General features: G+C 70.5%; 12 protein-coding genes and 1 pseudogene. All 13 read right to left on the reverse strand.

The annotated features are described in order from the left end of the window. Window positions 1-60: 60 nt before the first annotated feature. Window positions 61-828 (reverse strand): DivIVA domain-containing protein, encoded by a 768-nt coding sequence (locus tag CF8_RS12745; RefSeq protein ID WP_036493069.1) that lies wholly within the window; start codon window positions 826-828, stop codon window positions 61-63. Between the two features lie 136 nt (window positions 829-964). Beyond that, the gene (locus CF8_RS12750; RefSeq protein WP_010833522.1) at window positions 965-1,255 is read right to left on the reverse strand and encodes a YggT family protein; all 291 of its coding nucleotides are present in this window, start codon (window positions 1,253-1,255) and stop codon (window positions 965-967) included. Window positions 1,256-1,261: 6 nt separating this feature from the next. Next, on the reverse strand, window positions 1,262-1,753 hold the full coding sequence (locus tag CF8_RS12755; RefSeq protein WP_036490953.1) for a cell division protein SepF: 492 nt from the start codon (window positions 1,751-1,753) through the stop codon (window positions 1,262-1,264). A gap of 67 nt (window positions 1,754-1,820) precedes the next feature. Further along, window positions 1,821-2,519 (reverse strand): YggS family pyridoxal phosphate-dependent enzyme, encoded by a 699-nt coding sequence (locus CF8_RS12760; RefSeq protein WP_010833524.1) that lies wholly within the window; start codon window positions 2,517-2,519, stop codon window positions 1,821-1,823. After that, the gene (locus CF8_RS12765) at window positions 2,516-3,205 is read right to left on the reverse strand and encodes a polyphenol oxidase family protein (protein WP_010833525.1); all 690 of its coding nucleotides are present in this window, start codon (window positions 3,203-3,205) and stop codon (window positions 2,516-2,518) included. Before CF8_RS12765 ends, CF8_RS12760 begins: the two co-directional genes overlap by 4 nt. Continuing rightward, window positions 3,206-4,429, reverse strand: a complete 1,224-nt coding sequence (gene ftsZ / locus CF8_RS12770) for a cell division protein FtsZ (protein WP_010833526.1) — start codon at window positions 4,427-4,429, stop codon at window positions 3,206-3,208. A 213-nt stretch (window positions 4,430-4,642) separates the two neighbouring features. After that, window positions 4,643-5,386 carry a cell division protein FtsQ/DivIB gene (locus tag CF8_RS12775; protein WP_036490957.1) on the reverse strand — a complete coding sequence of 248 codons (744 nt, stop codon included), beginning with the start codon at window positions 5,384-5,386 and terminating at the stop codon, window positions 4,643-4,645. Next, window positions 5,379-6,806, reverse strand: a complete 1,428-nt coding sequence (murC, locus tag CF8_RS12780) for a UDP-N-acetylmuramate--L-alanine ligase (protein ID WP_010833528.1) — start codon at window positions 6,804-6,806, stop codon at window positions 5,379-5,381. The genes CF8_RS12775 and murC overlap by 8 nt, the downstream gene beginning before the upstream one ends. Next, window positions 6,803-7,876 carry an undecaprenyldiphospho-muramoylpentapeptide beta-N-acetylglucosaminyltransferase gene (gene murG, locus CF8_RS12785; RefSeq protein ID WP_010833529.1) on the reverse strand — a complete coding sequence of 358 codons (1,074 nt, stop codon included), beginning with the start codon at window positions 7,874-7,876 and terminating at the stop codon, window positions 6,803-6,805. The genes murC and murG overlap by 4 nt, the downstream gene beginning before the upstream one ends. A 13-nt stretch (window positions 7,877-7,889) precedes the next feature. Continuing rightward, window positions 7,890-9,122, reverse strand: coding sequence for a putative lipid II flippase FtsW (ftsW, locus tag CF8_RS12790; protein ID WP_010833530.1), 1,233 nt, complete (start codon window positions 9,120-9,122; stop codon window positions 7,890-7,892). Window positions 9,123-9,141: 19 nt separating this feature from the next. Then, the gene (murD, locus tag CF8_RS12795; protein WP_051204214.1) at window positions 9,142-10,605 is read right to left on the reverse strand and encodes a UDP-N-acetylmuramoyl-L-alanine--D-glutamate ligase; all 1,464 of its coding nucleotides are present in this window, start codon (window positions 10,603-10,605) and stop codon (window positions 9,142-9,144) included. Further along, entirely contained in the window at window positions 10,602-11,714 is a 1,113-nt protein-coding gene (gene mraY, locus CF8_RS12800) for a phospho-N-acetylmuramoyl-pentapeptide-transferase (RefSeq protein ID WP_010833532.1), read from the reverse strand. The genes murD and mraY overlap by 4 nt, the downstream gene beginning before the upstream one ends. After that, window positions 11,711-11,987: pseudogene (locus tag CF8_RS23190) on the reverse strand (hypothetical protein); the annotation flags it as partial. The gene mraY and the pseudogene CF8_RS23190, both read right to left, overlap by 4 nt.

The following is an 11,987-nucleotide window of genomic DNA, read 5'->3' on the forward strand; positions in this document are numbered from 1 at the left end:
GCCCCGCGAAGGGACCGGCCGTTGTCGAGATGCGTGTGGTGCGTGGTGCGAGGGGGCTGGTCAGCCCTCTTCCTCGCCCAGGATCGAGCGGAGGCGCTTCGGCGCGGGAGCGTCGCCCGAGGGGACCTCCGCCACCGACGCGTTGCCCTGCAGCGACTCGAGCTGCTGGGTGAAGTAGGTCTTGAGGCGCGAGCGGTATTCGCGCTCGAAGGAACGCAGCGTCTCGACCTCTGCGTTGAGCTTGTCGCGCTCCTTCTCCAGCTCACCGAACATCTGCTGACGACGCTCGGCGGTCTCCGAGTCGAGCATCTGCGAACGCTGGCGGGCGTCGGCCTCGAGGCGGTCGGACTTGGCCTTGGACTCGGCCTCGAGACGCTCGGCCTTGGTGCGGGCGGCGCCCACGACCTTGTCGGCCTCGTTCTTGGCCTCCTCGACGAGCTCGTCGGCATTGCGCGTGGCGAGCTCGAGCAGACGAGCCGCGGCGTTGGACGCCTGCGGGACCGTCTCGACCCGGATGGTCTCGACGCCGCCGGCCGGAGCAGCAGCAGCAGCAGCCACGGGAGCGGGCGTCGGCACGGGAGCAGGAGCCGGGGTCGGCTTCTCCTCCTTGACCGGCTCGGGGGCAGCGACCGGGGCCGCTGCGGGCGTCGGCGAACCCGACTGGGCCGCGGAGAGCTTGGACCGAAGGTCCTCGTTCTCCTTGGTCAGCCTGGCGAGCTCTGCTTCGACCTCGTCGAGGAACTGGTCGACTTCTCCCATGTCGTAGCCCTCACGGAGGCGGACAGGAGTAAATCGCTTGTTACTCACGTCCTCAGGCGTCAGCGGCATGACCTCACCCAAACTTTCACGTCGGCGAACTGGTTAACAGATTAGGGAAATTACTGTGCACGACAAGCCTGTGCATCCACAGACACACTAGACCCCACGGCACGGACGGCGTCAGTGACCCGTGTGGCTGATGGTTCTACCTCGCAACGCTGCCGATCAGGCCCCACACCAAATACGTCGCCACCATCACGATCAGGAAGCTCAGGTCCAGGGCGAAATTGCCGATCCGCAGCGGCGGAATGACCCGGCGCAGCGCCTTGATGGGTGGATCGGTGATCGAGTAGACACCTTCGAGCAGCACCAGCAGCACGCCTCGCGGCGACCAGCTCCGGGCGAAGACCTGGACCCAGTCAACGATGAAGCGCACCCACAGGCAGCCGAGGAAGATCCCGACCGCGATGTAGAGGATCGAGAAGACGAACGACACGGGCACTCAGCTCTGGTTGAAGAAGCCGTTCTCCGCGATCCGCTCCTTGTCCTCGGTCGAGACCGAGACGTTGGGCGGGGAGAGCAGGAAGACCTTGTTGGTCACGCGCTCGATGCTGCCACGCGTGGCAAAGATCAGGCCGGCCGCGAAGTCGACGAGGCGCTTGGCGTCGTTGTCGTCCATCTCGGAGAGGTTCATGATGACGGGCGTGCCGTCGCGGTAGTTCTCCCCGACAAGGCGCGCCTCGTTGTAGTTGCGGGGGTGCAGGGTCGTGATTCGGCTCAACTCGGCGACTACTCCAGGAGTGACCGAGGCCGGGCGACGGCGCTCGGAGAGATCGGACACAGGGGCTGGACGACGCTCGCGCGCAGCCGGCACCGGACGCTCGTCCACCGCATCGTGCTGGCTGGTCTCGTGGTCGCCGTCGAACTCGTCGTAGTGACCGGAGTCCTCGAGCAGGCCGAGGTACTCGCCGATCTTGCGCATTGCGCCGCTCATGACAGTGGTCCTCCGGTTGCCGCGGCGCCCTGGGGCACTCGCGAGTTGTGTACGTCTGTTCGCGACATTACTTGACCGATGGCCTCGGACCGAGGACCGCGGAGCCGACACGCACGCGTGTCGCGCCGCGCCTGATCGCGGCTTCGAGGTCGTTGCTCATCCCGGCAGAGAGGATGGCGGCCCCCGGGTGGTCGGCGAGGAACTCCTCGCGGATCTCGCACAGGCGGGCGAAGGCGACGTCCGGGTCCTCCCCCAGCGGGGCCACGGCCATCAGTCCGCACAGCCGCAGGGACCCGGCGGCCTCGAGGGCCGCGGCCAGCGCCGACAGGTCGGCCGGTGCCGCTCCGGCACGGTGCTCGGCACCGGGCTGGTCGAGACTGACCTGCAGGAGCACGTCGACGACGTGGCCGCGCTCGTGCGCACCGCGTTGCAGTCCGCTCACGAGCTTGGGCCGATCGACGGACTCGACGACATCGGCATAGGTCGCGACGGCGGCTGCCTTGTTGCTCTGCAGCCCGCCGACGAAGTGCCAGCGCAGCGGCAGGTCGGCACACTCGGCAGCCTTGGCCGCGGCTTCCTGGTGGCGGTTCTCCCCCACGTCGCGGACGCCCAGGTCGGCCAGGATCCGCACGTCGGAGGCCGGGAAGTTCTTGGTCACGACGGTGAGGTCGACCTCGTCAGGGTCGCGATCGGCCGCGGCACAGGCGGCTTCGATGCGGCGGCGTACGGCGAGCAGGTTGGCCGCGAGGTCGTCGGCGCGCGTCATGAGAGCCACACCAGACCGGCAAACCGTCCAGCGGCAGCACCGTCACGGCGGTAGGAGTGCAGACCACGGTCCTCGCGGGTGCAGCCGCCGACGTCGAGCACCTCGACTCCGGCGCGCGACAGCTGGGCCCGCACACCGGCACCGATGTCGAGGGCAGGGGTGTCCCACGAGGTCTGCGCGTGCGCCTCGGGGACGAGGGCGCTCACCTCGGCGCGCATCTCCTCGGGCACCTCGTAGCAGGAGCCGCACACGTGCGGACCGAGCCAGCCGGTGATGGTGGTGGCTCCGTGCTGGCGCATGACCTCGACCGTGCGGGTCGCGATGTCGAGCACGAGGCCCGGTCGGCCGGAGTGGACCGCAGCGATGACGCCGGCCTCCGGGTCGGCGAGCACGAGCGGCACGCAGTCGGCGACGCGGACCATCAGCCCGAGACCGCGCGTCGTGGTGACGAGGGCGTCACCGTCGGGCACCTGCCCGAGCGGCATCGGCGCGTCCACCACGACGACCTCGTCGCCGTGCACCTGGGACAGTCGGGCGAGCGGGACCCCAACCACGCCCTCGACGTGCGCGAGCAGCTCCGGGAAGTCGTCGCGCAGGCCCTGCAGGTCGATCGAGGAATCGGTGAAGGCCACGTCGACCCGGGACGTGGTCGACGTGGCCTCCAGCGAGTCGCGGAAGACGAACACTTACTTCAGGAAGTCCGGCACGTCGAGGTCGTCGTCGTCGAACTGCACCGAGCGGGTCGGTCGCGGCGCCGGGCTCGGCGTCGAGGACTGGCTCGGCGACTGGGCGGGCGCCGGGTTGGAGGACTGGGCCGCGGGGTTCGGCGTCGTGCGACCGACCACGGAGTCGGGCGTCGTCGACCTGCTCGCCGCCAGCTCCTGCGCCGCGGCCCGGGTCTCGGCCTGGGTCTGCACCGGGTTGGTCGGTCGCAGCACGTTGCCCTCGGAGCGGCGCTTGGGCATGCCACCGTCGAAGCCGGCCGCGATGACGGTCACGCGGACCTCGTCGCCCAGCGCGTCGTCGATCGTCGCACCGAAGATGATGTTGGCCTCGGCGTGCGCGGACTGCGACACCAGGGCAGCTGCCTCGTTGATCTCGAACAGGCCCAGGTCGGACCCACCCGCGATGGAGAGCAGCACGCCGTGGGCACCCTCGATGGACGCCTCGAGCAGCGGGGACGAGACGGCCATCTCCGCCGCCTGCACCGCACGGTCCTCGCCGCGGGCCGAGCCGATGCCCATCAAGGCGGAGCCGGCGTTCGCCATCACGGACTTCACGTCCGCGAAGTCGAGGTTGATCAGGCCGGGCGTGGTGATCAGGTCGGTGATGCCCGAGACACCCTGCAGCAGCACCTGGTCGGCCTGCTTGAAGGCGTCGAGCACCGAGACGTTGCGGTCGCTGATCGAGAGCAGCCGGTCGTTGGGGATGACGATGAGGGTGTCGACCTCTTCGCGGAGCTGGCTGATGCCCTCCTCCGCGGCGTTGGCGCGACGGCGTCCCTCGAAGGCGAAGGGGCGCGTCACGACACCGATGGTCAGGGCACCGAGCGAGCGCGCGATGCGAGCGACGACCGGGGCGCCACCCGTGCCGGTGCCACCGCCCTCGCCCGCGGTCACGAACACCATGTCGGCGCCCTTGATGACCTCTTCGATCTCGTCGGCGTGGTCCTCGGCTGCCTTCGCACCCACGTCGGGGTTGGCGCCGGCACCGAGGCCGCGGGTGAGCTCGCGACCGATGTCGAGCTTGACGTCGGCGTCACTCATGAGCAGGGCCTGGGCGTCGGTGTTGATCGCGATGAACTCGACACCCTTGAGGCCGACATCGATCATGCGGTTGACGGCATTGACGCCGCCTCCACCGATACCCACGACCTTGATGATCGCCAGGTAGTTCTGTGCTGCTGCCATGGCTGCAGGCCTCTCGTGAAGTGGGGGTCGAATCGGGTTTCGGGGAAGTCGTCCGGTTGGCATCTCTGTGCTGCTCACCCTCGGTGCCGCGGAACCCTAACGGTCAACCTGAGGGTTATAGTTATGTCAACCTCGCGTTGGTCATGACTGTAGGCACGACGACCGAGTCACCGGGACCGACACGCCGCCGCGCGCGGATGTGGCAGATATTTCTCAGCGGGTCGTGGGACTGCCGGGCACGCTGACGTCGTAGACGGTCGCGGCCTGCACGGCGACGATCAGCTGCGCCAGGACCGTGGCCTTGAGGCTGCTCTCGTCGGCACTCCCCCAGAGCACCTGGCGACCGTCGCGCAGCACCAGGGTGATCTGGTCGATGGTCTCCACCTCGACGTGGTCGACCCGACCGGCCAGGTCGTCGGGCAGCGACGACACGACTCCGGCGGCCTCCTTGAGCGCGTCGGCGCCCGTGGACGTGGTCGGCCGGACGCGGGGCATGCCCTTGGGCACGGACTTGTAGTCGCGGAAGACGATGCCCTCGGCGTCCAGTCCGCGGATCTTGCCACCGAGCTCCACGATGGCCACGGCGGTGCGCTCGGTCACGGTGATCAGCACGCCGTCGGGCCACGCCCGGGTGACGTCGACGTCCTTGACCTCGGAGAGCGTCTGCACACGACGAGCAGCGTCGGCGAGGTCGACGAGGGCCAGCTGCTCCCCCTCGGGCACGGCGGCGATGCGCAGCACCCGCTGGTCGGAGAGCAGCTCGTTGCCGGCGACCTCGACCTTCGTGACCGACAGCGCGGAGGAGAAGAACACCAGCCAGACACCGGTGACGAGAGCGGTCACGAGCAGCACCGACGCGGCGACGTACTTCCAGCGCATCCAGCGACGTGCCCACTGCCGGCGCGCGAAACGCTGACGGGTCAGGCGTTCGGCCCGTTCCTCACGGGTCTCAGCCATCGCGTTCCTCGAGGAGAGCGAGGATCGGCGCGGCCAGCTGGGTGATGCTGCCGGCGCCCAGGGTCAAGATCACGTCGCCGGGCCGAGCCCGGCGGACCAGCTCGGCGGGGACAGCGTCGAAGTCGGGCTCGAAGACGACCTGGTCGGCCGGCAGCGCGACGGCGTCGGCGACCAGCCGGCCGGTGACGGCGGGGTCGGCGTCCTCGCGGGCGAGGTAGACGTCGAGCACCACCACCTCGTCGGCAGCGCCCAGCGCCTCGCCCATCTGGGCACCGAAGATGCGGGTGCGCGAGACGAGATGGGGCTGGAAGGCGACGACGAGCCGGCCGGCGCCGACGACCGAGCGGGCCGCCTGCAGGTCACCGGCGATCTCGACGTGGTGGTGGGCGTAGGAGTCGTAGACGCGTACTCCCGCCACCTCGCCCTTGAGCTCCATCCGGCGACCGGTGCCGGTGAAGGCGGCCAGACCGGCGGTGAGCTCGTCGAAGGCGAAACCGAGGCGCAGCCCCATCGCCAGGGCGGCCGCCGCGTCGAGGACGTAGTGACGGCCCGGGATGCGCAGCCGCAGCTCGCCGAGGTCGACCCCGTCGCGGACGATGTGACTGGTGGAGGTGCTCCCGTCGAGGACGAGGTCGACGATCCGCAGGTCGCAGTCGTCGCTCTCCCCCACGGTGATCACCTCGAGGCCGGTCGCCCGGGCGGTCGCGGCCAGGGCGCGGGCGCCCGGGTCGTCGGCGACGCAGACCAGGAAGCCGTCGCGGTCGATCGTGTCGGCGAACTCGTCGAACGCCGCGTGGTAGGCCTCCTCGGTGCCCCAGTTGTCGAGGTGGTCGGCCTCGACGTTGGTCACGATCGCGGCGTGCGGGCGGTAGACGAGGAAGGCGCCGTCGGACTCGTCGGCCTCCGCGACGAAGAGGTCGTCGGCGCCGGCGTCGGCGTTGCGGCCCGTGGCGGTGAGCACCCCGCCCACGGCGTACGTCGGGTCCGAGCCGGCCGCGAGGAGCGCACTCGTCAGCAGGCCGGTGGTGGTGGTCTTGCCGTGGGTGCCGGCGACGGCGAGCACCCGGTGACCGGCCATGGTCGCTGCCAGCCCGGCCGAGCGCGGCAGCAGCCGGAGGCCGCGACGGCGCGCCTCGGCCACCTCGACGTTGTCCTCGCGGGCCGCGGTCGTGACCACGACGGTGTCGCCGTCGGCGAGGTGGCCCAGGTGCTCGGCGGCGTAGCCGAGGTGGCAGGTGACGCCGAGCTCGCGCAGGGCAGGGAGGAAGGGGGTGTCCTGGTCGTCCGAGCCGGACACCTCGACGCCGTTGGCGGCCATGATCCGGGCGATCGCGGACAGGCCGGCCCCACCGATGCCGATGAAGTGCACCCGGCCGAGCTGGTCGGCGGGGAGCAGCACGTCGGGGACGGGCAGCCTCATCGGGCGCCTGCCTCGAGGATCATGCGGGCGAGCTTCTCGTCCGCGTCGAGCGGGATCACGTCGGCGGCGGCCACGCCCATCGCGTCGAGGCGGGCGCGATCGGTCAGCAGCGCGGGCAGGGTCGCGGAGGCCCATTCGGGGGTGAGCGCATTGTCGGCGACGAGCAGCCCGCCACCGGCGTCGATGACTGCCCGGGCGTTGAGGCTCTGCTCCCCGTTGCCGATCGGCAGCGGGACGTAGACCGCGGGCAGGCCCACGCCCGAGACCTCGGTGACGGTGTTGCTGCCGGCGCGGCACAGCACCGCGTCGGCGGCGGCGTAGGCGAGGTCCATCCGGTCGACGTACTGCTGGACGACGTAGGTGCCGGCGCCTGCGGGCGGCTCGAGCGTGTGCTTGGGCCCGACGACGTGGAGCACCTGGATGCCGGCGGCGGCGAGTGCAGGCGCGGCCTGCGAGATCGCGGTGTTGAGGCGCACCGCTCCCTGGGAGCCGCCGGTCACCAGCAGCGTCGGACGGTCGGCGGCGAGGCCGAAGTGATCGAGCGCCTCATCGCGCAGCGCAGCGCGGTCGAGGGTCGAGATCATCCGGCGGACGGGCAGCCCGATGTAGGTCGCGTGGGGCAGGGCGGTGGCGGGGAAGCTGGTCGCGACGTGGGTGGTGAAGCGCGCACCGAGCTTGTTGGCGATGCCCGCGATCGCGTTGCCCTCGTGGACGACGAGCGGGAGACGCCGCGAGCGGGCCGCGAGGTAGGCCGGCACCGAGACGTAGCCCCCGAAGCCGACGACCACGTCGGGACGCACCCGGTCCACGATCTCCACCGCAGCGCGGCGCGCGGCGCGGAGGCGACCCGGCACCCGCATCAGGTCGGCGCCCGGACGGCGCGGCAGCGGCACCCGGGGGACGAACTCCAGCGGCAGCCCCGCCTCGGGGATCAACCGGGCCTCGAGGCCCTCGCGGGTGCCCAGGCAGGTGATCTCGACGCTCGGGTCGAGGCGACGCAGTGCGTCGGCTGTGGCGATCAGGGGCGAGGTGTGTCCGGCGGAACCGCCGCCGGCAAGAAGGATGCGCATATCAGGGGGAAATCTATCGGCCGGCCGACAGGCCCGCCGAGCGGTTGCGCCTGCGGGCCGCGAGCGCACGTGCGGCCTCGGGCTCTCGCCGGGCGAACCCGATCAGGATCCCGAGCGCGACCAGGGACGGCAGCAGGGCCGATCCGCCGTACGACACCAGCGGCAGCGGGATGCCGATGACCGGGAGCACCGCGAGCACCATGCCGACGTTGATCATCATCTGGCCCAGCAGCCAGACCACGATGCCGAAGGTCATGTAGCGCACGAACGGGTCGTCGGTGTGCATCGCGATCCGCAGCGCAGCGAAGGCGATGGTGAAGAACAGGCTGATGACCAGGAGGGTGCCGGCGAGACCGAGCTCCTCGCCCAGGACGGCGAAGATGAAGTCGGTGTGGGCCTCGGGCAGCGAGCCCCACTTCTGCGCGGAGCCGCCGATGCCCTCCCCCAGCCAGCCGCCGCTGGACAGGGCATAGAGGCCGTGGGCGGGCTGCCAGCCGGAGCCGAGGTAGTCCTTGAACGGGTCGGCGAAGTTGGTGATGCGCGAGAGCCGCTCGGAGTCCATCGCGGCCAGGAGCAATGCGACCGCGCCGACGATCGAGATGCACACGACGAACAGCCTTGCGGGCGCACCGACCACCCAGAGCATCCCGAGCAGGATGGCGAACAGCACGAGGGCCGTGCCGAGGTCGCGACCGGCGACCACGAGCCCGGTCGCCAGCAGCATGCCCGGCACCACGGGGATCATCACGTGGTGGACGCTGCCGAGGCGGCGCTCCTTGCGGGCATAGACGTTGGCGGCCCACAGGATCAGGCCGAGCTTGGCGATCTCGGAGGGCTGGATGGCGAGCGGGCCGACGGCCAGCCAGTTCTGGTTGCCGTTGCGCTCGACCCCGAGGAACGCGGTCAGCAGCAGCAGCGCCAGTGACACGACGTAGGCGGGCCAGGCGAGGCCACGCACCCACCCGATGGAGAGCCGGGAGGCGACGAAGGCGCACGGCAGGCCGATCAGCACCCACAGCAGCTGGCGCTTCACGACGGCGTAGGAGTCGTCGTAGTAGCGCAGGCTGTAGACGCTGGACGCGCTCAGCACCATGATCAGGCCGATCGCCAGCAGCAGGGCCGACGCACCCAGCAGGAGGTAGTAGGACGACAACGGGCGGTCGAGCGCGGCGCGGAAGGCGGCCGTGCGGGCCCGGGAACCTGAATCGGTCTGGGTGGGGGTCCCGGCGGCGGTCGTGGTGGCCATCCGGTCTCCCCCTTCGTCGTCAGTCTCCGGTCAACCGCCGGTGCACCGCAGCGGCGAACTCGTCACCTCGGGCGCCGTAGTTGGCGAACATGTCCATGGACGCACATCCCGGCGCCAGCAGCACGGTGTCGCCCGGCTGGGCTAGGCGTGCGGCCGCGTCGACGACGCGATCCATCGGTGATCCAGTCTCCCCGTCGTCGATCTCGATGACGGGCACATCGGGCGCGTGTCGCGAAAGCGCGTCGGCGATCACACGACGGTCCCGGCCCAGGAGCACGGCGCCGCGCAGCCGGCCCCGGACCGCCTGGACGAGCTCGTCGAAGTGCGCCCCCTTGGCCAGTCCCCCGGCGACCCAGACGACCGGCTCGTAGGCCTGCAGCGAGCTCATCGCGGCGTGCGGGTTGGTGGCCTTGCTGTCGTCGACCCAGGTGACTCCGCCGCCTTCGGCGACGTGGGCGATGCGGTGGCCGTCGGGCTTGAAGGAGCGCAGGCCGTCGCGCACGGCCTCTTGCGAGACCCCGTGCGAACGGGCCAGCGCGGCGGCGGCCAGGGCATTGGCGACGAAGTGGGGGGCGGGCGACGCCAGGTCGGCGATCGTGCACAGCTCGGCGGCGCTGCTGGCGCGCTGCTCGATGAAGGCTCGGTCGGCCAGGAAGTCCTCGACGACGCCGACCATGCCGACTCCGGGCATGCCGAGGGTGAAGCCGATCGCCCGGGCGCCCTCGACCACGTCTGCCTCGACCACGAGCCGCTCGGTCTCCGGGTCGGCCACGTTGTAGACGGCGGCGCGCTGGACCTGGTGGTAGATCCGGCCCTTGTCGGCGGCGTAGTCGGCCATGGGGTGCGGGCCGTCGTACCAGTCGAGGTGGTCCTCGGCGAAGTTGAGCACGACCGCGGACTCGGCGCTCATCGAGCGGGTGTAATGGAGCTGGAAGCTGGACAGCTCGACGGCGAGGACGTCGTAGGGCTCGGGGTCCATGACGGCCTCGACGACCGGGCGTCCGACGTTGCCGACGGCCGCGCTGCGCAGGCCGGCGGCGCGCAGGATCGAGTCGAGCATCTGCACGGTGGTGGTCTTGCCGTTGGTGCCGGTGACGGCGAGCCACGGAGCTGCGTGCTCGGGGTCGCGCAACCGCCAGGCGAGCTCGATCTCGCCCCAGACGGGGATGTCGCGCGCCGCGGCCTGGGCGAGCAGGGGCGCCGACGGCCTCCAGCCCGGCGAGGTGACGAGCACGTCGACGTCGTCGGGGAGCACGTCGGTGGCACCCTGCTCGAGCCGGATCCGGGCGCCGAGGGTCTCCAGGAGCTGGGCCTTCTCGGCCTTCTCGGCGCTGGTGTTCTCGTCGAGCGCGGTCACGTCCGCACCGAGGAAGAGCAGGTTGTCAGCGGCGGCGAAGCCGGAGACGCCGAACCCGGCGACCACCGCACGCACGCCGTCCCAGGGGGTGTGCCTGCCCAGGGCGTCGAGGTCGGGGGTGGTCATCCGATTCCGGCCACCCATTCGGCGTAGAAGATGCCGAGGCCGGCGGCCACGCACAGGCCGGTGATGATCCAGAAGCGGATCACGACGGTGACCTGCTCCCAGCCGAGCATCTCGAAGTGGTGGTGCAGCGGAGCGATCCGGAAGACGCGGTGGCCGGGCTGCACCCGGAAGACCGAGCGGAACAGTCCGCTGGCGCGACTGAGCTTGAAGACCGAGACCTGCACCATCACCGAGAGGGTGATGACCACGAACAGGCCGCCGATGATGATCAGCAGGAGCTCGGTGCGGGTGAGGATCGCCAGGCCGGCGAGGGCGCCGCCGAGCGCGAGGGAGCCGGTGTCGCCCATGAAGATCTGGGCCGGTGAGGCGTTCCACCACAAGAAGCCGAAGCAGGCTCCGGTGATCGCGGCACACACCACCGCGAGGTCGAGCGGGTCGCGCACCTCGTAGCACTTGGCGCCGGGCCCGATCGCGCACGACTGGCTGTTCTGCCAGATGTTGACCAGCGTGTAGGCGGCGAAGACCAGGATGCTGGCCCCGGTCGCCAGCCCGTCGAGACCGTCGGTGAGGTTGACGGCGTTGCTGAAGCCGGTGACGAAGAACCAGATGAGCACGATCACCACGACGGTCGGCAGCGCGAAGCGCTCGTAGTCGCGGATGAAGGAGATGTGGTGGGACGCGGGGGCGTTGCCGCGGTCGTCGGCCAGCGCGGGCGACAGCGCCAGGATGGCGAAGGTCACCGCGATCACGGTCTGCCCGATCATCTTCGCCCGGCTGCGCAGCCCCAGGTTGCGCTGGCGACTGATCTTGATGAAGTCGTCGAGGAAGCCGACGAAGCCGAGGCCGACGAACAAGAAGATCAGCAGCATCGCCGAGGCCGTCGGCAGCTGCATCGTGATCAGCTTGGCCGTGAAGTAGCCGATGACGGTCGCCAGGATGATGACGATGCCGCCCATGGTGGGCGTGCCGCGCTTCGTGTGGTGGGTCGTGGGTCCGTCGTCGCGGATCTCCTGGCCGTAGCCACGGCGCGAGAGCACGACGATCGCGTAACGGGTGCCGATCAGCGAGATCAGCAGGGACAGGCCACCACCGAGCAGGATCGCTCTCATCTGGTGCTGCCTCCTTCTGCGGGTGTGTCGTGCAACGGTTGGTCGAGCAGGGCCTCGGCGACGAGCTCCAGCGCCGCACCTCGCGAGGCCTTCACCAGGACGACGTCGCCAGCCGACACATTCTGTCGCAACCACGCCACTGCCTCGGCGCGCCCCGCCGTGACAATCGCCTCACCCGACCAGTCGTCCTGCTCGGTCGCCGCGGACGCGATGTGCGCCGCCATGTCGCCGATGGTGAGGAGTACGTCGACCTCGGCCGCGGCAGCGGCGGGG

It is taken from the genome of Nocardioides sp. CF8, assembly GCF_000389985.1.
GTDB classification, from domain to species: domain Bacteria; phylum Actinomycetota; class Actinomycetes; order Propionibacteriales; family Nocardioidaceae; genus Nocardioides; species Nocardioides allogilvus.

Coding starts and splice junctions, on each gene's coding strand:
- CF8_RS12745 (WP_036493069.1), bottom strand. CDS start 828: ATGCCGCTGACGCCTGAGGACGTGAGTAACAAGCGATTTACTCCTGTC.
- CF8_RS12755 (WP_036490953.1), bottom strand. CDS start 1,753: ATGAGCGGCGCAATGCGCAAGATCGGCGAGTACCTCGGCCTGCTCGAG.
- CF8_RS12760 (WP_010833524.1), bottom strand. CDS start 2,519: ATGACGCGCGCCGACGACCTCGCGGCCAACCTGCTCGCCGTACGCCGC.
- ftsZ (WP_010833526.1), bottom strand. CDS start 4,429: ATGGCAGCAGCACAGAACTACCTGGCGATCATCAAGGTCGTGGGTATC.
- CF8_RS12775 (WP_036490957.1), bottom strand. CDS start 5,386: ATGGCTGAGACCCGTGAGGAACGGGCCGAACGCCTGACCCGTCAGCGT.
- murC (WP_010833528.1), bottom strand. CDS start 6,806: ATGAGGCTGCCCGTCCCCGACGTGCTGCTCCCCGCCGACCAGCTCGGC.
- murG (WP_010833529.1), bottom strand. CDS start 7,876: ATGCGCATCCTTCTTGCCGGCGGCGGTTCCGCCGGACACACCTCGCCC.
- ftsW (WP_010833530.1), bottom strand. CDS start 9,122: ATGGCCACCACGACCGCCGCCGGGACCCCCACCCAGACCGATTCAGGT.
- murD (WP_051204214.1), bottom strand. CDS start 10,605: ATGACCACCCCCGACCTCGACGCCCTGGGCAGGCACACCCCCTGGGAC.
- mraY (WP_010833532.1), bottom strand. CDS start 11,714: ATGAGAGCGATCCTGCTCGGTGGTGGCCTGTCCCTGCTGATCTCGCTG.